The sequence below is a fragment of the Roseovarius tolerans genome, assembly GCF_900109855.1.
GTDB lineage: Bacteria > Pseudomonadota > Alphaproteobacteria > Rhodobacterales > Rhodobacteraceae > Roseovarius > Roseovarius tolerans.
Map to the genome: position 1 here is coordinate 1 of NZ_FOBO01000022.1, position 24,860 is coordinate 24,860.

The following is a 24,860-nucleotide window of genomic DNA, read 5'->3' on the forward strand; positions in this document are numbered from 1 at the left end:
TCTTGTTCATCTTCGCTCCTTGGTGGCTGCGATGAACCAGAAATCCTCCGTTACGAAAACCTCAAATCTGTCCCATAGGCGCTGACGTCAGACATTCTCGAACATACGAGACCCGGTTGCGAAGGGACCCGGCCTGCCATTTGGGGTAGACCACATGTCCTTCGCTGAGGTGATCATGACGTTCTCCATGGGGACGCCACGCAGGAGGCGTTCCTTGATTTTCTTGAGGGCATTCGAGACCTTCTTGTGGTGATCCTTAGTCATGGACTGCTGACCCGAGTAGGAGAAGCGGAGACGATTGACAGAGGGCATGTCCCGCACCTCGATCAGGCGCTTGGCCTCATCGCGGAACTTGCGCTCCGACGCTGCGTCACGATCATGAGTGAAGGCGATGGCATTCCGACGCATGAACCCTGCCATCAGTGACCCCTCGGCGAGGAACGTATAGATCGTCAGAGACCCCACAGCCTTCAGGAGGATCGGTGGCAGTTCCCAGACCAGCACGTTCTCCCCGACAGAAAACAGGCTCTCGGCTTTGGCCATGCTGAACAGGGTCTTGCTCAGTTCGGGTAGGTCCTGCTTCCGTTCCCACTTATCAGATGGATAGACCATGCCGGTATCAGGATCGACGGTGGCGAACCCCTCGTCGATGTACAAACCTTTCCACGATTGGATCGAGACCCCTTGTGCCTTGGCACCAGTTGTCATGACCTCTTGGGTGACGCTGTGAGCCACGCTCAAGACCTCATCAACCATCACGTCATAGCCAAGCAGCAGACCATCCTGTGCGAGGTATGCGATGTCAGTGAAAAGGGCATGCGTGGTGATGATAGAATGCCCACCGAGTAGGAGTTCACGCAGGTGATCTCTCTTGCGGTCGTGGACTGCGATGGCCCGCTTCTCTGGGTTGTCATCTCGGGTGGAGATAGGCTCGACCAAGTCAATGGGGGCGTCCTTCATGAAGCGATCCACCTCGGAGTTGAGGGGCACCACGATCAGGTAGGACCGGTCAGGTGAGAGGCTGGCGATCAGGTCATTCGATTTGCCATAGCCACAATGGCGATCCTTGAGGATGACCTCGGGTGTTCTGTGCGTAAAGTCGTAGGGCATGGTTGGGGTTTCCTTGTGTTGAGCATGGGGGACCGTCTGGTCATCGCTCGGATGCCAGCCAGATCACTTGGGATTTTTCTAGGGATTCCTCTTTACGGTAGAGGCTGATTAGTTGCCTAATTTCAGCCACTTAGAGGATGGCTGGGGCGCGTCTCACGTCCCATTCCTCAGGTTCAACCGCGTACGCAGTGCAGCCTGAGGGGTACTCGAGGGTGGCTTGAGTGAACACCACAATGGAGGATAGGAATTGATCACCCCTTACGGGTCTCATCTCGAGTGGTACTCAGATATCCATCAGGTTCACCGTGTACACAGCGGTCCTGATGATGGCGGCTCGGGTGGTACTTTGGTGGGAGACCACAATGCAAATTGATACTGGTCACCCCTTACCGGTCTTCATCTCGGGGTCATCATGAGTTGCACCCATGGTCATCGCCATGGGCTGGTCTCATCGTTGTTGTTGTGGCTGTTCCCTCTTCTGCTGACGGTGTGAAGCAACACGGCACCGGCTACTGCAGAACTTGCGGGTGCGCCTCTGAGGAGTCACCTTTGTGCCGCAGTGTCGGCAGTGGATAGGATGCTTGGGTATGCTGATGCTGTTGAGGTGCATGGCTGGGGTGTTCCTTGAGCGGAGCGTCGGGTGTCACTCCAAGTTGAGGAGGTGAAACGATATCGGTGAGTAACCCCTGCCAGCGTATGACAGGGGAGACGTAACGGTAGAGGATGAATAGCCCCTGCCAGCGCAGCACTAGCGTTGGTGACAGAGGTGGGGGAGGTATAGGGGAAATCTTTTGTTTGATCTTCTCTAGGAAGGTCCCTAATTCAAACGGCTGGAAACTCTGGGTATGCTTAGAGGCGCATCTCGGGGTGCATCTCTAGGGAAATCTTTTGTTTGTTCTTCTCTAGGCGTAGGGGTATTTCAAGCGGCTGGGAATACAGGATTTTCTGAACCCATCACCACTCTACTCGGGTCGCTCAAGGAACTCCCGGTCTCCTGCACATAGGGAATGATCTTGTCTGTTCTTCTCTAGGGTGTCGGGTAATTGACCTACCGTTGAAATCATTGGGTTTTTCGGGTTGATCGTCCGTACGTACGGAGGATTGTGCTGTTGCCTTCACCTCAATGAGGCTGCGGGACTTGGGCTTGCGGTTAAACATTGAGTATTCCTTCGATTTGCTGGAGTTGATCTTCGGTTGCGTTGTCCAACCGGCTTTTGAGTACGCGGATGCGCTGGGCGTGGGCCTTGGCGTTGATGTCCTCGGCCTCTTTCACGGGGTCTGCTTGAGGTTCAGGCTGGGGGCGTGACTGTTTTGTGGAGGCCCTTTCGTTGTTTTCATTGGGTTTTTCTGGCTGATCGTCCGCTGAACAGCGGCGGTACGCTTTGGCATCGTCACGGGTCTTTGCGTGTGCCGCCTTGGAACTTTCGTTGCTCCGCGCCCGTACCTCTTCTTCTGTCTTCGTCCCGTCAGCGATGGCGATCACCTCGTAGGCGCGGGATTTTCCGATGGGGCAGTGTTCAGCCAGAAACTTCTCGAACGTCATCCCCCTCGTTCTGAGGACGCGACGCTTGGCTTCCGAGAGGTAGATACCAGCCGACTTGTAGTGTTCCTCGGCCTTGCCTTGTGCCTTCTCAGCCACCTTGTAGTGAGCATGAGCAGAGGCACCCATCTGATCGAGGGGTGTATCTGAGAGGTCCATGAGGTGATCCTTTCGGAGTTAAATCTAGGGTGTCGGGTATTACTCAGAGAGGCCTCCACAAATCGCCTTCGCGACCTCCGCTCCTGCGCCGTTCCTGAGGCTTACTTCGTTAAGATCGCCACTTCGTTCCGCAAGCTGCTCAGTAGATGCCGTTCGCGCTCTGCCGGTGATGCCACGGGGTCTTCTGTCAACTCGTGGATACGCTGATCGAGGGTCTCGAGGATGGTCGCGAGGTCACTCTGGGTTTGCTGTGAGATGGTCATTTGATGCTCCATGATTGGTTTATGCCCGTACCGGGCGGCAGTGGAACCTGCATAGAAAGCATGGAAGCACTTGGTCAACGACGTTGGCTTGAGATTTCGTAGGGATTGCAATGGGGTAAGGGTCGCGGTTGATCGGCTATGCACCCCCTTGATCCCTCGTTGTCACGGCGTGATTCAAAACCACAGGAAAACAGAAGGAAAAGCGAGCAATCAACAGACAATACCTGTTTGCGTTTTACCGAATGATCACCCGAGACAGCCTATGTGACCCCTGAAAGTCCGCTCGTGGGCGGTGCCAGACCGACTGTTAGGGTTGACAGGTGATTCACCCTTACAATAGGAACCGTACTCGAACCACCAACGAGAGTAAGCCTGAGGTTCGTTAGGTATTTGGTCTGCTGGGTGTAACCTACCGTTTTTCCTACCTGATCACGTGCGGTCGTGGCGGAATTGGTAGACGCGCAGCGTTGAGGTCGCTGTGGGGTAACACCCGTGGAAGTTCGAGTCTTCTCGACCGCACCAACATCTTGTGCAAAGTATCCCTCTGATATATAAGAAAACCCTGATAACCAAGGCTTTCTGGCGATAGCCGCGCCAGAGTTTTGTGCACAAACTTTGCACAAACTTTGCACAAAAGGGGTTTGACCAGTGGAGAAGATCGACGGCGCAAAGCGCATTGGCGAGACATGGCATTACTACAAACGTGTGCCAAAACGACTCGTGGAAGCCTATGATTTGCCCGAATTCAAGCGCGGCACCATGGGGACCAAGGACCCAGACAAGGCGCGTGTGCTTGCGCGGGCTATGCTCGCAGAACTTGATGACTTAGAAGCAAAGCTGGATTCAGTGTCCGAGCGCGTGAAGGTCTTTGGTGACCTCTCCGCCAAGGAACAGGGCCAACTTGAGCGCGACATTGACCAGAACATCGCGGCGCTTCCACCGGACCAGCGACAACTATTACAGAAGGCAGGCGGCGCAATGCAGGCCATTCGCGATATGGAAGCGCATGACGCCTCCGCTGCATTCATGACTGGGGCTGTTGGTGCCGACTATCGGTTGAAGGATGATTTGGGCGAAGAATACGACCCGGACGAACGTGAGATTGATGAGGCGGCGGACGAGTCGTTTCTGGCGCTTCAACAGAAAAAGGGTGAAGCCTATCGCGGTGCTTTGAGCGCCGCCGATGTGATTGAACCCGACGCAAGCGCCACGGGCCTTCGCGCGCTTCTCGACAAGTTTTGCGATGCCAAAGGCTACGTCAACACTGACAAGATCAAGAATAAGACTCGGGGTCAGTATGAATATGCCGTGCGCCGGTTTGTCGAATACCACGGCGATGTGCCTCTTGCCGATCTGACACGAAAGCACCTGTCAGACTTCGCGGCGGACTTCCTGAAATTGCCCGTATCGTCGCGCAAAGACATCCGTCCGCTGGCCTTTCGGGATGCGGTCAGGATAGCAGACCGGGAAGGCCTTGACCGTGTGTCTGTACGCACTCGCGACCAGAATTTGATGCTGTTAAAGGCGCTCATGTCATGGGCGGCGGGGGAGGGGCACCGCGTAGGTGTTGATCCTTGGCGCGGTTACAATCCGACCGTGGCAAAGCAGAAGTATAGTGCTCAGCGTAAGAAGAAAAAACACGTATTCACCCGCGATGAAGTGAAGGCGGTTGTGGTGCACGCCAGTAAGACTCGCGACGCAAATACCGTGGATTTCTGGGGGCCTCTGTTCGGTGCCTTCCATGGGTTGCGACTTGAAGAGGTGGCACAGTTGCGCGTCGGTGACGTGACGACCGAAGAGGGGTTGCTATGCCTGTCTGTGACCGATGAGGCGGAATTGCAGAAGGTCAAGAACGAGAACACGTTTAGGACCATTCCGATCCACCTAGGGCTTGTAGAGCGGGAGTTTGAGGGCTTTGTGACACGCCGCCGTCAGGCGGGGGGTGATATGCTCTTCATGGAAGCGGAGCGATGGGGCGGGGCGCTTCATGAAATCGCTTATGATGGTCAAGGGCGCTATGGCACTATGTATGGTTCGCGTTTCGCGCGTGAATTGGGGAAGCTGAATATTAAAGGTTACAAGGTCGGCTATCACAGCTTTCGCCATGCATGGACCGATCTTGCCCGCAATGCCGGGATCAACCCAGAGCAACGCCGCGCATTGGCCGGGCGGGACAGTGACGCCGATGACTACAGAGTCGATGGAATAGAAGACAAGTATGGTCACGGTTTTGCTATTTCGGTCTTGGCGGACAGTCTGAACAGGTTGAAGCCGCTGGATTGAACTGCGTCTAAGTCATTGTTTCTAAACAAATGACCCGTTGTCATTCGGTGATTTTCCATTTTTGTGGTATACACAAAGCACAGAGTGGACATTCAGTGTCCCCAAAAATCCCACAGATTTGGAAACGAGAATGAATCAAGATTTAGACAGCTTTCGTATGGTCATAAGCGATGATGCAAAGCGTGGTGGCGACATGCACACGCGATGGTTGGAGCGCAGTCAACAGATCATCGACACAATGGCCGCGCGAAACGTGACCGTCTCGAAAGAGGATGTTGCGCTATCCAACTCAGCGCGCATCTACGCTCTTACCGGCGCTGAGAGCGGAGACGCTATCGTGGAACTGACACAATGCTTGCCACAGGTGCAGCACCAGCAGGAACTACGCGAGGTGCGAGACGCGCTCAGCCGCGAAGACCACCCGCAACACGACGCGCTCCAAGCGAAGCTGGACGGCATGAGTCAGCACCAAAAAATGGCTTATGCCCGCACGTTGCCACCGGCGGAGGCTGCTCCGCAGCGGGAGTATAACGCCAGTGAACGGGCTGAGTTGATCAGGCAAAACGCCCGCTTGCCGTATAAAATGAAGATCGACCACGCCCGCAAACATGGATTGCTATAATGCTCTACATCTCCACAACTGACATCGCCGAAGCGATGGACATCCAAAAAAATACACTGTTCAAATGCCTCTCTTTTCTTGGCGGGATTCCGTCCCCCACCGCCAAGATTCGAAGCCCACGCTCAAAGTGGCCTGAGAAAGGATTCGAGATCGAATCCGCACTGGCATTCTTGCGGGTGTCTCCCTTCCTAACGCCGAGCGTAGAGGGTGAGCTAAGATCACGCGCGCGTGTCTCGCAGCGTGAAATGGTATGACCGATCCCATTGAACCGGGCAGCGTAGCCCTTAAGCCGCGCCCGGAAAGGTTCTGTCAGATTCTTGCAAACGACGGTGGGACGTTTTTGGACGCCTACCTCCGATCCACTAAGGGCCACCCGCCCGAAGCCACACCGGGCCGTAGGGTGTCAGCGTCGCGTATGGCGGCGCGTTTGGACGTGAGAGATAGAATTGCTTTCCTGCGCCGTGAAGCCGCAAAGAAAGCCGCTGAACAGCCCGCAGAGCTTATCACAACAGAGCGCCTACAGGTTTTGATGGAAGATGTAACCGCCAGCTTGATGGGGGCTGCCATCGCCGCCTCCAACAGTGGAAACCATGGAACCGGGCAAGCGATAAGAGGCTCCATAACCGTCCACGCTGGTAGGTCAGCCCGCGTTGTAAAGCGCACGCCCGCGCCCGAACGGATGGCTGATTCCGTTGATCTGGATGGTGCGCTTGAACGCCTTCACTATTGTTGCTGTCATCGGGACAATGAGGTCTGAAAATGAATACTGTTGAATCGTTGATTTACGTCTGCACGCAAGGGTCCGCGCGTATCCGCGAAATAACCGAGCGGCTGGCCAGCGCCACACCCCGCCAGACTGAGTCTCTTTTGAAGACGTTGCAGCGCGAATGCGACACCACCAGCGCCGGGCTTGCCCGCCTATCGACATATGAGATTCCAGACGAAGAGACGCTGCAAGACACGTCTGCGCCCACCGCTGATCCTCGCCTAATCCTTGTAGCCAAGCTTGGCGTTGACGCCGTCCAGAACGGTTTCTGTGCGTGTGGTGGTGTGATTGCAGGCGAAGCCCCGATGGCTGACATTACTGTGCACGCGCCAATGAAAAAGCGAGCCAGAGAACAGGCATCGAAAGACGATTAAACGAACACGGGCTGTCAAGTGCCCGTGGACCGCGATGGTCCGCCCCGGCGGCGGGTTAACTTTCCCGCCGCCGGTCCTTACTGGTCGTCCCGAAACGACCGTTTTTTAAACAATCCTAACCCGGCGAGGACAAATTCAATGGACAGATAACCATGTTAAACATTCCCACTACAGCGGCGCAGCAAGCGCGATTGTATCTACGCGTACGCACCAGCCTTGGCCTGTCAGATGACAACCCCGTCAACTCGACACAGGCCGCGCAGGCTGCTTTGGGCGAAGCAGTGGCCTTTCATTCAAACGGGGTGGCTATGACCCTCGCAGAGGTCTTTTGCGTCGCCGAGGCGGTTCTTGCTTACCGCGATTCCGTCGCCGAGGCTTCGCCCGCTGTGTACGATCTGGACAGTTTAAGTGAAGCGGTAGGTGAACACGTTTCCCTTTTGGCCATCAAGCTTTGCGGTGGCTACATCCACCACCCTAACAAATGGCAGGACGATGGCGACGGCATGAGCCGTCCTGTCCCTGTGATTTTCCCACCCGATTTCTTGGACGAATGGAGCCAGAGATGAGAACCATGACGATTGAATTCCTGATGCGAACGAATGTCAGCATCATTGTGCCGTCCCCGTGCATTTTGCACAGCGGTACCACCGGTGAGTCCATCCTGTTTGACCGTGATAGGGCGAGCATCGAAGACGACCTGACCGGCCTCCTCAAGTCACATTTTGGGAAGCACGATCCGGGGATTTCCGATTGGGTGGACTTCATCATGGATGATGCGTTCCCAAAGGCGCAAGACGCGCATGCCCCAGCCAAAAGGCGCGGTGGTTACAGGTACTATGATTTCATGGGTGCTTGCCCCGGTCACTGACCAAATCAAATGTCATGTAGTGTGAAATTATTATTTAAATCAATGGGTTGAGTCGTTTTTTTCTTGACACGCCCACCATCCACCTGTAAGGACGGGGCAACAAAAAATTGGCCTGCACGGGGTAAAGCGTGACAGGCCAATGGTAATCTAACATGCGCAACGTACCATATTTGGTATGTGCGCACAAGCACTATAGGTAAAAATACGTGACGCAACTGAACAAAAAAGCACACTCCGACTTTGAGTGGGATGATCTGAATGATCGTTTTCATGCGGGTGACGAACTGCCCCCGCTGTTTGATAAGATGTTGGCGCGGCAAGACGCAGAATTTGGCGATCTGACAGACCCATGTCCCCCTGCCCAAGCCCTTCTGGACGAATGGGCGATTGATGATCAATCTTGCCTGCCTCTTTGGCATGAGGCTGTTGAGAGGCGTCATTCAAATGTGGTCAAGTTAAGCGATCACCAACATCTTGCGCTGAAGATAAATGCGGGGTTGTTGCGCCTTGCGGTGGATGACGTTTCCCGTGCTGAACGGACAATGCTTCACGATGTGATAATCTTAGGTGACCCGGGCACACCTGAGGCAAAGGCTGCGTCGGCATTAACAGTCACAATCATGCAGGCCCAGACCCGGCTGACGCCGGGGCGTAACTGGCTGCTTGGTTCTGGCACCGTTGAAGAGCTAAGAGAACATCACCTTTCCAGACATCCGGTTGTCGCCGAAAAAGACGGTAAGGCTTTTGTTTTTGCCCAAGGTAAAAAAGGTCGGAAAGTAACCGACGCGAAGGGTATGACGTCGCAATACGCGTATCGTATCCAGTCGAAAATTGAACGGATCACCACGTTCTTTTTCGACATTGACGGGACGGATAAAGCGCGTCGCGTTGCTGAGCGGATTCACGAACTCGGATTGATGGGGGATGTTTACACAACCCATTCTCACGCCGAGAAGAAGACGAAAAATGGTGATCGTTTTCGGGGTATCATCTACCTTGAAGAGCCAATCGAATTCCCGATGGGTGATGACGTCCGTCGAAAAGCAATCAATGAGTACCACAACAGATACGCCGGTATGTGTGAGTTGCTGGGGCTGACCGACATTGACGCATCTGGCATGAACTTACATCAAATGATGTACACGCCGCGCCGGGCGTCTGAGGATGCCGAATTTGAGCATTACGTCATCTACGGCAAAGCCCTTCGCTATGAAGACATGCCGATGGGTGATGCTTCCAAGTTTCGCAAGGTGGTGAAAGGGCCGTCAGGCCCGACACTTTCAAAGAAAGATTCTTCCGGTCCAACGGGCTTGAGTGATGGCTTTGACGTTCCCGAATGGTGGCATGATGGCGGGCGATTTATGATGTTTGCTGATCTGTTGGACGCCATCGGTTGGGATGTGCGCGGTGGTTACGGCTGGACTGAGATGATGTGCCCCAATGTTGCGCAGCACTCGGACCCAAATGAGGATGTCGCTTGGTTCAATGAAGGTGAAGAGGGTTCCGCGATTCACTGTTTTCACGGGCATTGCCAGCACCTCGGAACGTGGCAGTTTCTTGTTCTGATCGAACAGGCAATTCTGAATGGTGAAGCTGTATTACCTGATGGGGTGGACTCGTTCTCAGCCCTCTTGTGCGATCCATCATTTTACCCGGATGAGATTGACGGGGAAACTGTCGCATTTGATCCCGCCGATTTTTACGTGAAAAAACCCGCTAACCCGAATGAGGATGAGATTCAGACGCAGATCGCGGACGCGAAAATTGATCGCTCATCATCGCGCGAAGACATCAAAGCATTTATGCAGAAACATCTTGATGTGGACACAGCGGCGCGCGCGCGTCTGACCGATGCATTGGGTAGTACCAGTCGAAAAAAGGGCGCAACCGTGCTCTTGCCCAAACAGATTGCGGACATCTGGAAGGAACTGGACAAAGAAGCTGCCCAAGCTGAGGCTGCAAAGGACGTTGAAGCCCGCGCCAATCGTAAGACCCCGGATTACATCCCTCTTGTGGATGCGACACCGGCCACGGTCAAAAAGGCGGCGGCTGCATCCAAGTGGCTCCCAAGCGGCTACACACATCAAAACGGTTGGTTTGGCTTCATTGACTACGAAAAAACAAGCACTCCATTTCGCCGCGTTTGTCGCGAGTTTGAGGTGGTTTACAGCGCCGATGGTGAATCCGGTAGTACCCGCACCAATGAGGTGACAATCAGGTATCAGCACCGCTCTGAGGGGCTGGGCATCGTAGAAAGTACCTTTCGCCTTGGGGACACCTACAAAGACTCAGGCACAATTCTCGGGAACCTGCGCAATCAGGGACTGGACTTCGCGCCAAATGCCCCGGCTGAATCAATCCTGACTCTGTTGCGCGCGGTTAGCTCCGAACGTGAAGCCGTTTACTGTGCGCAGTCGGGTTGGACAGATGATCGCACAGCCTTTGTCAGCCCTACCGGTGAGACGGTTAAGCAGGCAGACGACAAGCGCTTGTATGTCTTGGATCACGTCATGCGTGTCAGTGACGCCAAGAATGGGAATCTTGATCAATGGATTCCAGCGGCGTCAGCCGCCTTAAAAGGTCGCAACGCATCCCGCTTCCTGCCCGGTTTTCTGGGCGGTGCTGTGGGCTGTCTCGCGCAATTCATGGATACTGATTTGTGCAACATCATCAGCAATGAGGGTAAGCCCAAGCACGGCAAGACAACAAGTCTCAAGGCTGGGGTGGCATGGTTTGCTGTGCCGGATGCAGATGGGTTGTTGATCACCGGTGACATCACGACGACTGCCTCAGAGGTCATGGGCGCGAAAAGCACGGGCGCAATGTATGCCCCGGACGAGGAAGGCACGTCCAGCCTGTCGGCAGAAGAACAACAACGTGTGGCGCTGACCCATGCCGGGGGCATCGGGCGGGGGCGTGGGAAGGCCGGTGGCGGGATGCGGGACACGACGGTGTGGCACTGCACCTTGGGCCTGTCCACCGAACGTTCGCTCTTGGCGCGGTTGGAAGCAGAAGATGGCGATATCAGAGGTGGGGCAATGTCCCGCATCTTTACCGTTAACTATGACAACGCGGTTACACTGAATCGTGAGGATGATGCCGACGAACTGGATGCGTATGAGGTGCTGGCACATGGTGGGGCGTTTGGCTGGGCGGGTCCTAAGTTTGCAGCGAAGTTACTTGAGCTAGGTGTTGATGATGTAAAAGTGCGCGTCAGCGCACTTGAGGCTGAATGGGGTGATGGTCATGTGGGTGCTGCCCAACGTGTCGTGACCACCGGTGCGCTATTCTGTGTGGCTGCTGAGATCGCGCAAGAGGCTGGGCTGTTGCCTGCGAATGGTTATGATGCAAAGTGGATCAAAGACAAATACGAAGAGCCGGAGGCGGATACAGACAAGTTCAACATCCGGGTGATGCTCAAGGGTCTGCTTGATGAGACCATTGCACAGCGGTCACAGTACCTTGATACGGATCGACAGGCGCTTGATGTACTACGTCTTGCAATCATCAAGGCATGGAATGAGCGCCGCATTGTCGCCGTAGGCGAACCCGAAAGCGCGCGGGGTGAAATTGTTGGGTATTGGACCACAACTGGTAACGAGCTTGACTATAGTTCGGTCGGACTCCGAGCGAGAACTTACATCCTGCCCACAGATCGCATCGGGAAGCTTGGCGTCAATATGGAACTTGGCGCAATTGTGGATAAACTCATCGAAGAAAAAGCGGTGGTGCTGCCCGCCGAGAAATCAAAATACGGCAAACAGAAGCTCTGGGAAACAACACCCGGCGAAGGGCGAGTTAAGAACCTTCGCATCCCGGGGGCATGGGTGCATGGCCATGATGAACCCGGCGACGAAGTGAGTCCCCAGATGAGTCCCCAAGCAAATTAAATGATTTCAATGACTTATGTGATGAATCCCCAAGCGCGGGACTCGCGCGGGACTCACTATTGGCGGAAATATGTAATGTTTTCAATGGATTGCGAGGTGAGTCCCGTGAATCCCAAGAGTCCCATAGAAAATAAAGCAACATTTCAAAACGATGATGCGCACACACATCAACAAGGCACTGCACCCGTGTGTGTGCACGCTTCGCTGGGGGTGTGTCTCCTTTTCCCATGGGACTCTTGGGATTCACGGGGCTCGCCGTATAACCCTTTGTTTTTAATCAATATAAACCGGGGAACCGAGTCCCGCGCGAGTCCCGCGCTATGGGACTCATCGTTTAAGTCATTGAAGTTATTCAATTTCCTTCGGGACTCACATCCTTTTCCATTTAATCAGATCGCGAAAAAACTGCCCCACAGTGCCCGCTCATGACGTCGGCGCAGTTTTATTTCACAGTTAGCGCTAATTGTGAAACATTTGCAATTCCTGCCCGCCGTGACGTATCACAGATTTAGCCGAACTGACGTTTCCCCATTTTTTCTATAGCGAAAAAACTGATTTTCATTTGCCAAATCCACGACCGTCTGGCGCGCGTTGCGAATTTTATGCCGCGTATAATTTTTGGACTGACGCCCCGCCGATTTTTGTAGAGCGCGCCACCCCATCTCCGCAGGCTAAAAATCCGGCTTGTGTTCAACACGCCAAATTCCCCAATAGTCACGATTCCAGAAACACGCTATTTCCATATAACTTGTTGATATGACTCGCGAATCATGATGGGAGCATGTTATAAAAACCACAACCAACGATGCACCGATTTATAAGGATGGAAGATGAGTGCTGCACCGCAGAAATATGTGATCTATTATCGTGTTTCCACTAAACGGCAGGGCAAGTCGGGGCTTGGATTGGAAGCACAGAAACGGGACGTGGAACTGTACCTGTCGAACTACAGCGACGAGCCCTTTGAAGTATTGGAGGCGTTTACGGACATGGAGTCGGGCAAGCATGATGATCCGCGCCGTCGCCCCGGACTTCAATCAGCGCTGACGCGCTGTCGTGCTGATAAAGCCATTTTGCTTGTGTCAAAGCTGGACAGACTGTCGCGGCGGGTTAGCCACATCGCCGCTCTGATGGATGACAAAGGTCTTGTTTTCAAGGTTGCAACGCTTCCAAACGCCGATAACTTCCAGCTTCACATCTATGCAGCATTGGCTGAGAAAGAGCGCGAGTTCATATCATTGCGGACCAAACAGGCACTCGCAATAGCCCGTTCACATGGGCGTAAGCTAGGCGGACTGCGCACAAATACAGCCGCGCGTAACGAGGTCTGCAAGGTCATAGCTGATACAAATGCAAACCGCGTGGCCAGCCTCATTGTACCGATGCGCGCCGCTGGTAACACCTTGCAATTTATTGCAGATTCACTGAATGGCGCAGACATTGCCACGCCGCGTGGAAAGAAATGGGCAGCGATGAGTGTCAGGAATGCTCTTGAGCGGCTTAACCAAATGGAGGAAGTATGATGCCCGCTATTGTAAACTTGGCGCTGTTGCTTGTGGTTTACCAGTTGCTTTCTCATTTCTGAGTGCGTCGCAGGCAACCCACGCAGGATGCTCCGGCGTGCGCAACGGAACGCCTCAACCAACCTTCAAACCCACCAAACCTGAGACATGTTCGGCCCATCGGTTCTGTTGAATTTGGTGGGCTGTTGGTTTGGTACTGGCCCGCGTGAGCGGGTAAACTTCCTAAATATGATTCCATACATATGATGCCCATGCCGTAGGCACTGCCAGACGCCCAGAGAGCGTCTCACAGGCCTTCTAGATTCTGCTTCACTCCCACTCATGAGATCATCTAATGACCCTTCATCAATTAAATCTGGGACCCAGTCATGGGAGGTAGTAAATATTCTCTTCGCGCCCCAGTGTCCTCGAACAAGTAGGTGAGTTGTGAACCGGTTAGTAAGCAAAACCCCCAATCAAATTTTGTTAAGATTTGACTAACGCCAAAACAATTCCCCCTGAACTTAACATTGTTTGGATTGTTAGCGTGTTCCGCCCACTGCATTAGCAATTTTGGATTTTAGTGCAAATTTCTCAGGTGGGACCCATCCCGTAACGCTCCGTTCACGGCGTGTCGCTTAATACCCGATCTGTAGAGGCAAAAATCCGGGCCGATTGTTAGCTCGCCCCAACAGTTCCACAAGGTCGCCCAAATGGCGACAGAATTTTTCATATACACGGTATCGTTGAATGAAAGTTTGGAGCGCAGTTATGAGACAGGCAGTTTTTTCCCTAGCTATCATCGCCGGACTTTCCGCATGTCAATCAACCGTGATGCAGACTGGAGCCAACTATCCACCCATTAGCCCAAGCGCGGTGCAGGTTTCTTTCGCTTCATCGCCCAACTGCGCAAAACCGCAAGAAATCGGCTTAATCCCACAGGTTGGATCAAACAAATACGCGCAGGACCGAGCGATCAATGAGATCAAACGTCAGGCAGCTTCGCGCGGTGCGAACTTGGTTCTTTTGAAAACAACGGCGACAAGCTTGGTTGGGGACATGTTGATTGACGCTGTGATGTTTAGGTGCACCTGATTATGAGGCGAAGCATCAAAATCACCATCTCAGCCTTAGCGACTGTAATTGGAATCGGGATAATAAATGCTGTTCGCGTGGACAACGCCGTTTCAGAGGCAAGCGAATATCAAGATGATATATCAGCCCACGCTTATTATCAGTTTGGGGTGGTCCCGGACAGTATTGTGTTTGATATTTGGAACGTTGGCTGGAACGCAAGTCAGGCAGAAGTTCTTGGCGTGTTCCTTCGCTTTTCGGAGAAAATGAAAGACCGCGAATTCCGCGAAGTGCGCTTGGCGTATCGCGGCGAGGCGAAATTTGTTCTTGATGGAGACGACTTCCAGGACATCGGACAACAGTTTTCATATCAGAACCCCGTCTATATTGTTCGGACGTTTCCCGAAAAGCTGCGAACGCCAGATGGTGGGCGTGCCTTCTCGACATGGTCCGGCGGGTTGCTCGGCGTTGTCGGGCGGCAAATGGAAGACGTGAATGAACTGGGCGAGCGTTGGTATCTTGATGACATGCGATAGCACAGAACCGACATTAGTTAGCTTTGACTGGCAGAGACAATTTTAGCGGAGATCGATTGATGAAATTTCTTTTTCCTGCGGCTGGCTTGCTGCTTGTTGCCCAAGTAACTTGGGCAGAGACGCGATATGACTTAGTAGGGGAATGTTTCGCTGCATTGGCCTCTGGTGATAAGCATAAGTTCCAAGAAATAGCCGATCAAATTGGCACTTGGGGTGAAATTTCCGATCCAAGCCTCCAAGAAATAGCCAACAACTGTATCGAAATGGGCCAAAAGGCTGACAGGTGGAGTGCAGCAACCGACAAGGCCACGCCGTCTCAGGTGGCGTCTGCAACAAAAGGAAATGCTTACTATCAATCTCTGCTGGCTGAAATCCAAACGAACGACACCACAGTTCCCGAAGCCATTGGGATCATAAATACTGAAAAATCAATTCTGGATGGAGCCGGTGGTGAAATTGAAGAGATTGAGCGAGCTATTCTCGACTATGTTCGACCTGTTCCCGCTTCGCAGGCGGATACGAATCTTTCTGCGTATCAAGCGCTGTCCTATCTTCGTCCAGAAAGCGAAACATATGCAGGTAAGGTTCAACAATATACGGATGCACTTGCACGGCAGGACGCGCAGAGACAAGCACGCAGGGCTTCAATCGTTGGGTCATTAAGAAAGCATACAGCAGAATTCGACGGATCGTCTTGGTATCGTCATCCCAAGTCTCCACGCTATCAGGATACAAGGCCATATCTGACTCTGTATGTTCTTGAAGACGGTAGCGGTCGCCGAGAGTTGGAGTTTTTTGTCAATTACACGGCAGACAGTTGGTTGTTTGTTACATCGGCAAAGTTGAACATCGACGGTGAATTCGTGAAACTCCCGTATAGCGCTTGGTCACGAGATAATGATTCAGAGATTTGGGAATGGACCGGATATCCCGCTACACCAAGTCTGATCGAGATCGCGCAAAAAGTTGCAAACTCGAACCGAACCGTAATACGTTTCGAAGGCCAGCAGTTTTATGATGACAACTATGTTTTACCGCGTTCAGATAAGAACGTGATCAGAGATATGTTGAACGCTTGGGAAAGCATGAAAGCACAATGACTCGCCGTCGCGTGTCGGCTCGACAACTCCCAACTGCCTTTGCTTGAGTATCAGCACGAGATTTTCAGGTGACTATTGCGCGTAGAGCGAGAAAACCCCGCCTTCAAAAAGATACCACGATGATTTTCGTGCCTCATTGGTGACGAACGGATAGATCACGCGCCGCTGGGTGGGATTTCCATCACCCTCGCAGGTGATCCGGTGCACAAATAGGGCTTCGCTACTGAGCGACATATCCTCACGCAGCGGGGCAAATAGCCCGAATTCGGGATTTGAGAAAAAGGCGTCATTCTCGTAACGCGTATATGTGGATGATTGACCGGCATAATCGCAGTTGTAGAACACGCCTTCGGCATAGCCCTTGTTGAAAAGCTGCGACTTGCCAATGACAGTTTGCAGGTTAATAAACCACGCTTCGCCGTTGAAGCCGACAATCGACCATCGTGTGTCTATGAAATCAGCATGAGCCGGAGCATTCAAGGCGAGGCCACAGACGACTGCAAGTATGGTGGATATTGTTTTCATCATGCTCAATAATCAAATGAACGGGGTCTGCTCGCCTTGCCAGTTCTCATGCCCATTCAGCCCTTGGGAATGCCATTCGAGCCACCACTCACGTCAGCGGGAAGCTCGTTGGGGATTCCCGTGAAATCTCCAAGCTTCGCATTCCAAAAATGGCTCCCGTGCGTCAAAGCGAGTCCATCGACTCCCAGCCTTTGAGATTTTGGGGTCAGCCGAACATCGCGCTTTTGTTTGTACGATTATCCGGTATTTCCCATCGGGATATTTCTTCCGCGACCAACGCCATGAGGCGTGCTTGCAGTTTCGGCAACTTTGATCTGGATAGTTTGACATAAGATTCAGCCAGACACCTGACTTATTGCGATTTTAGGCAACTGAGGAAAATACTGTTTTCGAACTCCGTAACCTGCTCTTTCTGATATGATGCGGTTGAAAATCGCGGTTGCTCATACGCCTGCATTATCAGTTGCTTAGAGTATTTTTGGAGCACCTTCTCCACATCAGGGGACAGTCCTTTCCCCACCCAAAGCTCAGTATATTTTTTTGTGATTTGCGTCATTGGTCTACCTTTTTGGCGTTCCGTCATGATACCATGACCCATGCTAGCCAGCGTCTCGCAGATTTTCGTGGAATCCACTTTGTCGCTGGCGTGCAAAGGTAATGTAATCGCGGATAGAGCCAAAACCGTGGCGCTTGCGATTGCGAATTTTCCCATCATCATCTCGTCTCCTTCTCTGAAACATGAATGTCAGCTTATTCCAATGAAACTTGACATCGCATGGACCGAATTGAGATTAAATCGTGGCGCAAAACTACGGAGATGCCCCGGTCATAGCGGTCATCCCCTTTGGAAGAACCACATTGCTACAATTCGACTACCGAATTCCCACCCTTGTCGGAATTGTCGTATTCGTAATTGAAGATATTGCAGACGATGGTGAAACCGCGTGAAAACACAATTGCTCAGGTAGTATAGGTGACCACTTGCACGGTGAATAACTACACACCGATCTCGCAAATTCTTCTACCAACCATTATGCCATAAAATCGCCCAAAGTTCGCATTAACAAATTTCACACTCTTTGAGCGTGGAATTTGCAAAACTGGGCCAGCACATGAACATTTTGAATACAGTCGGATCACTGGCTTTGCTTAGCACAGTTCTTCTAGCGCCGAATGCATTGTATGCAACAGATTGTAGCGCATGGTCGCAATTCAACTCCACCCAAGACTACCTTGAATCTCGATCAATTGATCCCTTAGAGGTAGACGATGCTTTGAACGCTTCCCAATTCTCAAGAGGGCTTGAGATCACCACCGAGCTTCGAGATCGTGAACTTTGGATAGATATTCTCAGTTTTCCGGGAGATGCTCCCGTAGTAACCGGCACTGCTGCAATTATGAAGGTTGGGCGTCTGGCGGGCGGGGAATTTGACGCTCTCGTTCTCGTGGATAATGGCACGCCGATCTTCTTGGTTGATGAACCAATCGCGCGTGAAGTCGGTTGTCAATTCATTTGGGGTCGCGAGGGTGGAGAAAACCCAATCCATTTGTTGCGCATTCTGATGAAAAACCTCAAGCGGTATGACACGAGGCAACCAGTCACAACCGGCTTCACTGGTCATCTGTTGGGGGACACTACTTTGGCGATGCGCATCAACAATGAAGTGCTTGCTCAAGAGTGGGCATTTAGTGCTTTGGAATAGGGGCCGTGTAGGGGGTTGGACTTTGCACAATTCATGCACAAACTTTGCACAAAATCGGACTTCTGGAATTTTAAGTCACTTTAAGCATTTGATTTTGAGGAGATAATTGTTGTGCAGTCGAATAGTCGGAGTTTCGAGTCTTCTCGACCGCACCATTCATCCGAATGTCAGATCGACCGGCCCCGCCTCAGGCGGCACGCGTCGGTGCTGCGCGCCGCGACAGGACTTTCCCGATCATCCTCTCGATCCGCATCACCGGCTGCACATGCACGTCCCGCGCGCGACCGCAGAACCGGGGCTGTGACAGGCCCGGATGATCGGCGCTCGACATCGCCGCGCGCAGGTCGAAATACGGCAAATCAAAGCGGTGCGCCGAGCGGCGCAGCGCGGTCGCGATCTCGATATTGATCGCCCCATGCCGCACCAGCGTGACATCGTTCTCGTGCAGCCAGCGCGACAGGTCGTGCGCTGACAGGTCAAGCGCCGGACAGAGGTTCGCGCGCAGCATCATGTGCAGCGCCCCGGTGCCGCGCAACGTCACCGTGTTCAGCCCCTTGATCACCAGCCCGCGCCCCTCGGCCAGACGCAGGCAATTGCGCAGATAGCGCGGCATCGCCGCCCGCTTGGCGCGCGTGGCCTCGGCCAGCGAGACGCCGTCGCGCAGGGCCATGTAATAACAACTGAGTTCCGCATCCACCTGCCCGAACCCGAAACAGACGGTATCTGGATCAAGCCGCGCGATCGCCCGCGCCACCCGGGCGTAGCTACTTGTGCGATCCGATTTCTGACGCAGCCCCGCCGCTGTCGCGCCGCGAAGGCTGAGGATATGCGCGCTGTCGAAACCGGCAATCCGGGTCGGGCTGATCCGTTCATAGCGAAAGAGCGCATCGCGCGGCTTGATCCCGGCAAGCCGCATATGGGAATCCCCGACGCACAAAACCGTAGCCATGTCCTGCCCTTGCCCGATCATTTTTGACGGATGATCTGGTCGGTTCAGGATTTTGTCAACTTGGACGGGCATGCGGCATCGCTTTAGCTCTCCGACTGATCTTTCGCGCAACACAGGCGTGATCACAGGTCGCTCAGCGTGAGCGTGATCCGGTCGCCCGCAAACCACGTGCGCCCGTATTCGATGGGTTGCCCGTTGGGGTCGACGTTCACCGCCGTCGTGCGCAGGATCGGCGCGCCGGGGTTCAGATGCAGATGCAGCGCCTGGGTGGGGCTGGCGAGTTTCGCGGTCAGCCGGGTCGAGGCGCGGGTGTAATCCGCGATCCCCTGTTCGCGCAGCGCGTCGGTCACCGATTTGAGACGTCGCAGCGCCTGCGGGAGACCTGGAAACCGCGCCGCCGGAAAGGTGCTGCGGAAGGTGGCGACGGGCGTGCCGTCGGCCAGCGACAGCCCGTCATAGACATGCACCTGCGCGCCGGGCGCGAGCCGCAGCGCCTCGGCCTCGGCGGCATCCGCCGCGCGGGTCTCGAGGGCCAGAATTTCCTTGGCCGGCAGGCGACCGGCAGCGCGCAGGTTCTGGTGAAAGCGCACCCGCGTGCCAATCGGGTAATCGGTCGGGCGATGCGCCACGAACGCCCCCGCGCCGCGCCGGGTGAAGATCACCCCGGCCTCGGCCAATTCGCCAAGCGCGCGGCGCACCGTGTGGCGATTGACGCCGAACCGCGCCGCGAGCGCGGCCTCGGTCGGCAGCTTATCACCGGGCGCATAGCGCGCCGCCGCGATATCGGCGTTCAGGTTATCATGGATCGCGCGCCACAGGGCATCGGGTTTCTCTCGGGGCATGTCACAGAAATTTCACGGGTTGAAGGCTTGTTCGACAGGGCGGGTTCAGGTAGATATTTGTCTAGTTGTATAGTTATCTCGACAAATCCGCAAGGTGTCTGCATGACCAAAACTTCAGAGCGCAAGGCATGGATGGGCCTGCTGGCGCGTGCGCCCGCCGGGGAGCTGAATAGGCTGTGGTCCGAGGCCGGGCTTGCCCCCGATTACGCCCATCTGCGCCCGCCCGAGGTGGGTGGCGTGATGGTGCGTGGTCGCGCCGGGAACACCGGCGCGCCGTTCAATCTGGGCGAGATGACGGTGACGCGCTGCGCGGTGCGGCTGGCGGATGGCACAGTGGGGCACGGCTATGTGCAGGGGCGCGGCAAGACCCATGCGACGCAGGCCGCGCTGATCGATGCGCTGATGCAGGGGGGTGAGGCCGAGACTTTGCGCGCGGCGGTGCTGTCGCCCTTGCAAGAGGCCGAGGACGCCCGCCGCACTACCCGTGCCGCCCGCGCCGCCGCCACAAAGGTGGATTTCTTCACCATGATGCGGGGAGAGGATTGATGCAGGCGGACACCCTGAGCGGCGGATTTGCGGCCCCCCCGGTCGATGCGGCCCATGCCTTTCGCGCGGTGATGCGCGTGATGGCCCGGCCCGGCACGATTGAGGCGGCAACTGGGGCCACGCCACCCGCCCCGCTGTCGGTCGCGGCGGGCACGGTCCTGCTCACGCTCTGCGATCCGGAAACGCCGCTGCATCTGGCGGGTGATGCCGATTGCGCGGGGGTGCGCGACTGGATCACCTTTCACACCGGCGCGCCCTTGGTGGCGCGGTCCGAGGCGATGTTCGCGATAGGCAGCTGGGAGGCGCTCGCACCGCTTGACGCCTATCCGGTGGGCACGTCCGAATATCCCGACCGTTCGGCCACGCTGATCATTGAGATGGACCGGTTGGATGCGTCCGGTGCGCGGCTGACCGGGCCGGGGATCAAAGACATGGCGGCGCTCTCGCTGCCCGAGGTGGCTGCGTTTCAGGCCAATGCGCGGCAGTTTCCACTGGGGCTCGATTTTCTCTTCGCTTGTGGCGACCGTCTCGCGGCCCTGCCACGCAGCACCCGCGTGGAGGGCCAATAGATGTATGTTGCGGTCAAAGGCGGCGAACGCGCCATCGACAACGCCCATGCCTGGCTCGCCGAGGAGCGGCGCGGCGATGCCGCCGTGGCAGAACTGGACGTCGCGCAGATCCGCGAGCAGTTGAGCCTCGCCGTCAACCGCGTCATGGCCGAGGGTTCGCTCTACGACCCCGACCTTGCCGCGCTGGCGATCAAACAGGCGCGCGGTGATCTGATCGAGGCGATTTTCCTCATTCGCGCCTATCGCACGACGCTGCCCCGCTTTGGCGCCTCGCACCCGGTGGGGACCTCTGAAATGCGCTGCGACCGGCGCATCTCGGCCACGTTCAAGGACGCGCCGGGGGGGCAGGTGCTGGGGCCGACGTTCGATTACACGCATCGCCTGCTGGATTTCAAACTGGCCGCCGAGGGCGAGGTGGCCGACGCCCCCGAGGCCCCGCCGCAGCCCGGCCCGACGCCGCATATCATGGGCTACCTGAACCGCGAGGGGCTGATCGAGGACGAAGTGCCGAATGACGCGACCCCGCCTGACCTGACCCGCGAGCCGATGGAATTGCCCGCCGACCGCGCCCTGCGCCTGCAGGCGCTGACGCGGGGGGACGAGGGGTTCATCCTGTCGCTCGCCTATTCGACGCAGCGCGGCTATGCCCGCAACCACGCCTTTGTCGGCGAGTTGCGGATCGGCGGGGTGGGTGTGGAGATGGACATCCCCGAACTGGGCTTTGCCATCGAGTTGGGCGAAATCACGCTGACCGAATGCGAGACCGTCAACCAGTTCAAAGGCTCGAAAACCGAGCCGCCGCAATTCACCCGGGGCTACGGTTTGGTCTTTGGCCAGACCGAGCGCAAGGCCATCGCCATGGCGCTGGTCGATCGCGCGCTACGCTGGAAGGAACTGGGCGAAGAAGATCAGGGCGCGCCCGCGCAGGACGAGGAATTTGTGCTGATGCATGCCGACAACATCCAGGCGACGGGGTTTCTGGAGCATATCAAGCTGCCGCATTACGTCGATTTCCAAAGCGAGTTGGAACTGGTGCGCAAACTGCGTCGCGAGGCCGAGGGCAGCGCCCGGCGGGAGGCGGCGGAATGAGTATTTCTGGCAAGATGAAACGGGGTATGAGATGACCCTGATCGTGTTCGATATCGGCAATGTACTCTTGCGGTGGGACCCGAAAGCGGCCTTTCGCCATACCTTTGACAGCGATGCCGAGATCGACGCGATGCTGGATAAGGTCGGCTTCTACGACTGGAACTTTGAGCAGGACCGGGGCCGGACCCGTGCCGAGGCGGTGGCGGCCATCGCAGCCCACTGGCCGGACCATACCGATCTCATGGACGGCTATTTCGACCGCTTAGGCCTGACCATCCGTGAACGGATCGAAGGCACATGGGCGATCATCGCCGCACTCAGAGCGCGCGATCATCGCCTCTGGGCGCTCACCAATTTTTCCGCCGATACCTGGCCCGAGGCGCTGCGCCTGCATCCCGACCTGACCGATGTTTTCGAGGGGATCGTCGTCTCTGCCCACGAGCGTATGGTCAAACCTGACCGGGAAATCTTTGATCTTCTGTGTGAGCGCGCGGGCGTCGCCCCGGACCAGTGTTATTTTACCGACGACAGCGCCGCCAATGTGGCGGGCGCGCGGAATGCAGGCTGGCAGGCGCATCATTTTACCGGGGCGGAGCGGCTGCGCGTCGATCTGCGCGAGCGGGGTTTTTTGTGATGTCAGTCACCGCCGCCATCCCCGCCATCGCAGCCGTCCCCGTCGCTGTCGCCGATTGTATCCATGATGCCAAGCTGGTTTTCGCAGAACTTGGCAGCTTCGCTCTCGGGCCAGAGCACGATGATCTCGGAGCGCCCCAGAAGAAGGGCGAAGAGCCCGCCAAGGGCAATGATGATCCAGTTGTCGAACATGCCGGCTCTCCTTTTGCGCCGACAGGGTGCATCACGAATCGGGCATTTCCTTGGCGGCAGCGCGCGCAAGAAAGGACATGGCATGTCTGACTACAACTTTGCCTATCTCGACGAGCAGACCAAGCGGATGATCCGCCGCGCCATTCTCAAGGGGCTGGCGATCCCCGGCTATCAGGTGCCGTTTGCCAGCCGTGAAATGCCGATGCCCTATGGCTGGGGCACCGGCGGCGTGCAGGTCTCTGCCGCCTGCCTGACCCCGGATGACACGTTCAAGGTGATCGACCAAGGGGCGGATGACACCACCAACGCGGTCTCGATCCGCAAGTTTTTCGAGAAGACCGCCCAAGTCGCCACCACCGAGGAAACCGCGCGGGCGAGTCTGATCCAGACCCGTCACCGCATCCCCGAGGAGGCGCTGAGCGAGGATCAGATCCTTGTCTACCAGGTGCCGATCCCCGAACCGCTGCGCTTTCTGGAGCCGTCGGAGGTGGAGACCCGCAAGATGCACAGCCTTGAGGAATACGGCCTCATGCATGTGAAACTCTACGAGGACATCAGCCAGCACGGGGCGATTGCCACCGCCTATGCCTATCCGGTCAAGGTCGAGGGGCGCTATGTGATGGACCCCTCGCCAATCCCGAAATTCGACAATCCGAAACTGGGCATGGCGGCGATCCAGCTCTTTGGTGCAGGGCGCGAACAGCGGATTTACGCGCTGCCGCCCTATACGGCGGTCGTCAGTCTCGATTTTGAGGATCACCCGTTCGAGCCGAGCAAGGCCGATCACGATTGCGATCTGTGCGGGGCCTCCGACAGCTATCTCGACGAGGTGATCGTGGATGATGCGGGCGGGCGGATGTTCGTCTGTTCCGACACCGATTATTGCCGGTCGCGCCGCGCGGCGGGCCATGTCGGCGCGCAGGGCGCCCCCTATGAGGAGGGTGCCGCATGACACCGCTATTGCAGGTTCAGGGTATCGCAAAATTCTACGGGGCGCGGCGCGGCTGCGAGGATGTGAGCTTTGACCTCTACCCCGGCGAGGTGATGGGCATCGTCGGCGAGAGCGGCTCGGGCAAATCGACGCTTCTGTCGTGCCTTGCCGGGCATCTGCCGCCCGACCGGGGCGAGGTGATTTTCGACACCCGAGCGGATGGCCCGCGCGACACGCTGACCATGTCCGAACCCGAGCGCCGCATGCTGATGCGCACCGATTGGGCCTTTGTTCACCAGCACGCGCGCGACGGGCTGCGCATGGGGGTTTCGGCGGGCGGCAATGTGGGCGAACGGCTGATGGCTGTGGGCGCGCGGCATTATGGCGATATCCGCGATCAGGCGGTGGATTGGCTGGGCCGGGTCGAGATCGCGGCCGACCGGGTGGACGACAAGCCGCAGGCGTTTTCGGGGGGCATGCAGCAACGCTTGCAAATCGCCCGCAATCTGGTGACCGGCCCGCGCCTCGTGTTTATGGACGAGCCGACCGGCGGGCTTGACGTGAGCGTGCAGGCGCGACTTCTGGATCTGTTGCGCGGATTAGTGCGCGAAATGGGCCTCTCGGCAATCATCGTGACGCATGATCTGGCGGTGGTGCGCCTGCTGGCCGACCGGCTGATGGTGATGAAGGATGGCCGCGTGGTCGAGGACGGGCTGACCGATCAGGTGCTTGATGATCCACAGCATGGCTATACGCAATTGCTGGTGTCGAGCGTGTTGCAGGTGTGAGCAAGG

The 24,860-nt window shown here is 55.9% G+C and carries 25 protein-coding genes and 1 tRNA gene; 19 read left to right on the forward strand and 7 right to left on the reverse strand.

What is annotated here, in order from left to right; genetic code table 11:
* Positions 1 to 87: 87 nt before the first annotated feature.
* Positions 88 to 1,110 (reverse strand): hypothetical protein, encoded by a 1,023-nt coding sequence (locus BMX04_RS16720; protein WP_074788020.1) that lies wholly within the window; start codon positions 1,108 to 1,110, stop codon positions 88 to 90.
* Between the two features lie 1,150 nt (positions 1,111 to 2,260).
* Entirely contained in the window at positions 2,261 to 2,809 is a 549-nt protein-coding gene (locus tag BMX04_RS16725) for a hypothetical protein (RefSeq protein ID WP_074788021.1), read from the reverse strand.
* 698 nt (positions 2,810 to 3,507) lie between these two features.
* On the opposite strand from BMX04_RS16725, the gene BMX04_RS16730 reads away from it, so the two are divergent.
* From BMX04_RS16730 to BMX04_RS19165, 12 genes are all read left to right on the forward strand, one after another.
* Positions 3,508 to 3,594, forward strand: a tRNA-Leu gene (locus BMX04_RS16730).
* Positions 3,595 to 3,720: 126 nt separating this feature from the next.
* Positions 3,721 to 5,355, forward strand: coding sequence for a DUF6538 domain-containing protein (locus tag BMX04_RS16735; RefSeq protein WP_074788022.1), 1,635 nt, complete (start codon positions 3,721 to 3,723; stop codon positions 5,353 to 5,355).
* Between the two features lie 130 nt (positions 5,356 to 5,485).
* A complete protein-coding gene (locus BMX04_RS16740; protein ID WP_139194598.1) occupies positions 5,486 to 5,977 on the forward strand; it encodes a hypothetical protein in 492 nt (163 codons plus the stop codon).
* Positions 5,977 to 6,231 carry a hypothetical protein gene (locus BMX04_RS16745; RefSeq protein ID WP_074788024.1) on the forward strand — a complete coding sequence of 85 codons (255 nt, stop codon included), beginning with the start codon at positions 5,977 to 5,979 and terminating at the stop codon, positions 6,229 to 6,231. Before BMX04_RS16740 ends, BMX04_RS16745 begins: the two co-directional genes overlap by 1 nt.
* Positions 6,232 to 6,736: 505 nt before the next feature.
* Positions 6,737 to 7,117, forward strand: a complete 381-nt coding sequence (locus BMX04_RS16755) for a hypothetical protein (protein ID WP_074788026.1) — start codon at positions 6,737 to 6,739, stop codon at positions 7,115 to 7,117.
* 152 nt (positions 7,118 to 7,269) lie between these two features.
* On the forward strand, positions 7,270 to 7,683 hold the full coding sequence (locus BMX04_RS16760; protein ID WP_074788027.1) for a hypothetical protein: 414 nt from the start codon (positions 7,270 to 7,272) through the stop codon (positions 7,681 to 7,683).
* A 5-nt stretch (positions 7,684 to 7,688) separates the two neighbouring features.
* The gene (locus BMX04_RS16765) at positions 7,689 to 7,985 is read left to right on the forward strand and encodes a hypothetical protein (RefSeq protein WP_175477398.1); all 297 of its coding nucleotides are present in this window, start codon (positions 7,689 to 7,691) and stop codon (positions 7,983 to 7,985) included.
* A gap of 206 nt (positions 7,986 to 8,191) precedes the next feature.
* Positions 8,192 to 11,875, forward strand: coding sequence for a DUF927 domain-containing protein (locus BMX04_RS16770; RefSeq protein WP_074788029.1), 3,684 nt, complete (start codon positions 8,192 to 8,194; stop codon positions 11,873 to 11,875).
* An 830-nt stretch (positions 11,876 to 12,705) separates the two neighbouring features.
* Positions 12,706 to 13,398, forward strand: coding sequence for a recombinase family protein (locus BMX04_RS16775; RefSeq protein ID WP_074788030.1), 693 nt, complete (start codon positions 12,706 to 12,708; stop codon positions 13,396 to 13,398).
* Positions 13,399 to 14,127: 729 nt separating this feature from the next.
* Entirely contained in the window at positions 14,128 to 14,472 is a 345-nt protein-coding gene (locus BMX04_RS19160; RefSeq protein WP_139194599.1) for a hypothetical protein, read from the forward strand.
* A 2-nt stretch (positions 14,473 to 14,474) separates the two neighbouring features.
* A complete protein-coding gene (locus BMX04_RS16780) occupies positions 14,475 to 14,987 on the forward strand; it encodes a hypothetical protein (RefSeq protein WP_074788031.1) in 513 nt (170 codons plus the stop codon).
* A 59-nt stretch (positions 14,988 to 15,046) separates the two neighbouring features.
* Entirely contained in the window at positions 15,047 to 16,087 is a 1,041-nt protein-coding gene (locus BMX04_RS19165; RefSeq protein WP_139194600.1) for a hypothetical protein, read from the forward strand.
* Between the two features lie 72 nt (positions 16,088 to 16,159).
* Here BMX04_RS19165 and BMX04_RS16790 read toward each other — a convergent pair whose 3' ends face one another.
* Positions 16,160 to 16,612 carry a hypothetical protein gene (locus BMX04_RS16790; RefSeq protein ID WP_175477400.1) on the reverse strand — a complete coding sequence of 151 codons (453 nt, stop codon included), beginning with the start codon at positions 16,610 to 16,612 and terminating at the stop codon, positions 16,160 to 16,162.
* A 352-nt stretch (positions 16,613 to 16,964) separates the two neighbouring features.
* Positions 16,965 to 17,327: a hypothetical protein gene (locus tag BMX04_RS16795; protein WP_139194601.1), complete on the reverse strand. Its 363-nt coding sequence runs from the start codon at positions 17,325 to 17,327 to the stop codon at positions 16,965 to 16,967.
* A 370-nt stretch (positions 17,328 to 17,697) separates the two neighbouring features.
* Between BMX04_RS16795 and BMX04_RS19170 the strand changes: the two genes are divergently transcribed.
* Positions 17,698 to 18,315, forward strand: a complete 618-nt coding sequence (locus BMX04_RS19170; protein WP_139194602.1) for a hypothetical protein — start codon at positions 17,698 to 17,700, stop codon at positions 18,313 to 18,315.
* 187 nt (positions 18,316 to 18,502) lie between these two features.
* Here the strand turns inward: BMX04_RS19170 and BMX04_RS16805 are convergent, their stop codons facing one another.
* On the reverse strand, positions 18,503 to 19,264 hold the full coding sequence (locus BMX04_RS16805; protein WP_139194603.1) for a hypothetical protein: 762 nt from the start codon (positions 19,262 to 19,264) through the stop codon (positions 18,503 to 18,505).
* 122 nt (positions 19,265 to 19,386) lie between these two features.
* On the reverse strand, positions 19,387 to 20,106 hold the full coding sequence (phnF, locus tag BMX04_RS16810; RefSeq protein WP_074788037.1) for a phosphonate metabolism transcriptional regulator PhnF: 720 nt from the start codon (positions 20,104 to 20,106) through the stop codon (positions 19,387 to 19,389).
* 102 nt (positions 20,107 to 20,208) lie between these two features.
* Between phnF and phnG the strand changes: the two genes are divergently transcribed.
* Genes phnG through BMX04_RS16830 form a run of 4 tightly spaced genes read left to right on the forward strand, consistent with a single transcriptional unit; the run spans position 20,209 to position 22,944 of the window.
* Positions 20,209 to 20,652: a phosphonate C-P lyase system protein PhnG gene (phnG, locus tag BMX04_RS16815; protein ID WP_074788038.1), complete on the forward strand. Its 444-nt coding sequence runs from the start codon at positions 20,209 to 20,211 to the stop codon at positions 20,650 to 20,652.
* Entirely contained in the window at positions 20,652 to 21,221 is a 570-nt protein-coding gene (phnH, locus tag BMX04_RS16820) for a phosphonate C-P lyase system protein PhnH (protein WP_074788039.1), read from the forward strand. Before phnG ends, phnH begins: the two co-directional genes overlap by 1 nt.
* Positions 21,222 to 22,310, forward strand: a complete 1,089-nt coding sequence (locus BMX04_RS16825) for a carbon-phosphorus lyase complex subunit (protein WP_074788040.1) — start codon at positions 21,222 to 21,224, stop codon at positions 22,308 to 22,310. It abuts the gene before it with no gap.
* 31 nt (positions 22,311 to 22,341) lie between these two features.
* Positions 22,342 to 22,944 (forward strand): HAD family hydrolase, encoded by a 603-nt coding sequence (locus tag BMX04_RS16830; RefSeq protein WP_074788041.1) that lies wholly within the window; start codon positions 22,342 to 22,344, stop codon positions 22,942 to 22,944.
* Between the two features lie 2 nt (positions 22,945 to 22,946).
* On the opposite strand, the gene BMX04_RS16835 is transcribed toward BMX04_RS16830, so the two are convergent.
* A complete protein-coding gene (locus BMX04_RS16835; protein ID WP_074788042.1) occupies positions 22,947 to 23,135 on the reverse strand; it encodes a hypothetical protein in 189 nt (62 codons plus the stop codon).
* A gap of 82 nt (positions 23,136 to 23,217) precedes the next feature.
* On the opposite strand from BMX04_RS16835, the gene BMX04_RS16840 reads away from it, so the two are divergent.
* Positions 23,218 to 24,087: an alpha-D-ribose 1-methylphosphonate 5-phosphate C-P-lyase PhnJ gene (locus tag BMX04_RS16840; protein ID WP_074788043.1), complete on the forward strand. Its 870-nt coding sequence runs from the start codon at positions 23,218 to 23,220 to the stop codon at positions 24,085 to 24,087.
* Positions 24,084 to 24,854: a phosphonate C-P lyase system protein PhnK gene (gene phnK, locus BMX04_RS16845; RefSeq protein ID WP_074788044.1), complete on the forward strand. Its 771-nt coding sequence runs from the start codon at positions 24,084 to 24,086 to the stop codon at positions 24,852 to 24,854. The genes BMX04_RS16840 and phnK overlap by 4 nt, the downstream gene beginning before the upstream one ends.
* The last annotated feature ends 6 nt before the right edge of the window (positions 24,855 to 24,860 follow it).

What these genes read in the sequence shown, in the direction of transcription:
- BMX04_RS16720 (WP_074788020.1), bottom strand. Translation starts at nt 1,110, where the DNA reads ATGCCCTACGACTTTACGCACAGAACACCCGAGGTCATCCTCAAGGAT.
- BMX04_RS16725 (WP_074788021.1), bottom strand. Translation starts at nt 2,809, where the DNA reads ATGGACCTCTCAGATACACCCCTCGATCAGATGGGTGCCTCTGCTCAT.
- BMX04_RS16740 (WP_139194598.1), top strand. Translation starts at nt 5,486, where the DNA reads ATGAATCAAGATTTAGACAGCTTTCGTATGGTCATAAGCGATGATGCA.
- BMX04_RS16745 (WP_074788024.1), top strand. Translation starts at nt 5,977, where the DNA reads ATGCTCTACATCTCCACAACTGACATCGCCGAAGCGATGGACATCCAA.
- BMX04_RS16755 (WP_074788026.1), top strand. Translation starts at nt 6,737, where the DNA reads ATGAATACTGTTGAATCGTTGATTTACGTCTGCACGCAAGGGTCCGCG.
- BMX04_RS16760 (WP_074788027.1), top strand. Translation starts at nt 7,270, where the DNA reads ATGTTAAACATTCCCACTACAGCGGCGCAGCAAGCGCGATTGTATCTA.
- BMX04_RS16765 (WP_175477398.1), top strand. Translation starts at nt 7,689, where the DNA reads ATGACGATTGAATTCCTGATGCGAACGAATGTCAGCATCATTGTGCCG.
- BMX04_RS16775 (WP_074788030.1), top strand. Translation starts at nt 12,706, where the DNA reads ATGAGTGCTGCACCGCAGAAATATGTGATCTATTATCGTGTTTCCACT.
- BMX04_RS19160 (WP_139194599.1), top strand. Translation starts at nt 14,128, where the DNA reads ATGAAAGTTTGGAGCGCAGTTATGAGACAGGCAGTTTTTTCCCTAGCT.
- BMX04_RS16780 (WP_074788031.1), top strand. Translation starts at nt 14,475, where the DNA reads ATGAGGCGAAGCATCAAAATCACCATCTCAGCCTTAGCGACTGTAATT.
- BMX04_RS19165 (WP_139194600.1), top strand. Translation starts at nt 15,047, where the DNA reads ATGAAATTTCTTTTTCCTGCGGCTGGCTTGCTGCTTGTTGCCCAAGTA.
- BMX04_RS16790 (WP_175477400.1), bottom strand. Translation starts at nt 16,612, where the DNA reads ATGAAAACAATATCCACCATACTTGCAGTCGTCTGTGGCCTCGCCTTG.
- BMX04_RS16795 (WP_139194601.1), bottom strand. Translation starts at nt 17,327, where the DNA reads ATGATGGGAAAATTCGCAATCGCAAGCGCCACGGTTTTGGCTCTATCC.
- BMX04_RS16805 (WP_139194603.1), bottom strand. Translation starts at nt 19,264, where the DNA reads ATGGCTACGGTTTTGTGCGTCGGGGATTCCCATATGCGGCTTGCCGGG.
- phnF (WP_074788037.1), bottom strand. Translation starts at nt 20,106, where the DNA reads ATGCCCCGAGAGAAACCCGATGCCCTGTGGCGCGCGATCCATGATAAC.
- phnG (WP_074788038.1), top strand. Translation starts at nt 20,209, where the DNA reads ATGACCAAAACTTCAGAGCGCAAGGCATGGATGGGCCTGCTGGCGCGT.
- phnH (WP_074788039.1), top strand. Translation starts at nt 20,652, where the DNA reads ATGCAGGCGGACACCCTGAGCGGCGGATTTGCGGCCCCCCCGGTCGAT.
- BMX04_RS16825 (WP_074788040.1), top strand. Translation starts at nt 21,222, where the DNA reads ATGTATGTTGCGGTCAAAGGCGGCGAACGCGCCATCGACAACGCCCAT.
- BMX04_RS16830 (WP_074788041.1), top strand. Translation starts at nt 22,342, where the DNA reads ATGACCCTGATCGTGTTCGATATCGGCAATGTACTCTTGCGGTGGGAC.
- BMX04_RS16835 (WP_074788042.1), bottom strand. Translation starts at nt 23,135, where the DNA reads ATGTTCGACAACTGGATCATCATTGCCCTTGGCGGGCTCTTCGCCCTT.
- BMX04_RS16840 (WP_074788043.1), top strand. Translation starts at nt 23,218, where the DNA reads ATGTCTGACTACAACTTTGCCTATCTCGACGAGCAGACCAAGCGGATG.
- phnK (WP_074788044.1), top strand. Translation starts at nt 24,084, where the DNA reads ATGACACCGCTATTGCAGGTTCAGGGTATCGCAAAATTCTACGGGGCG.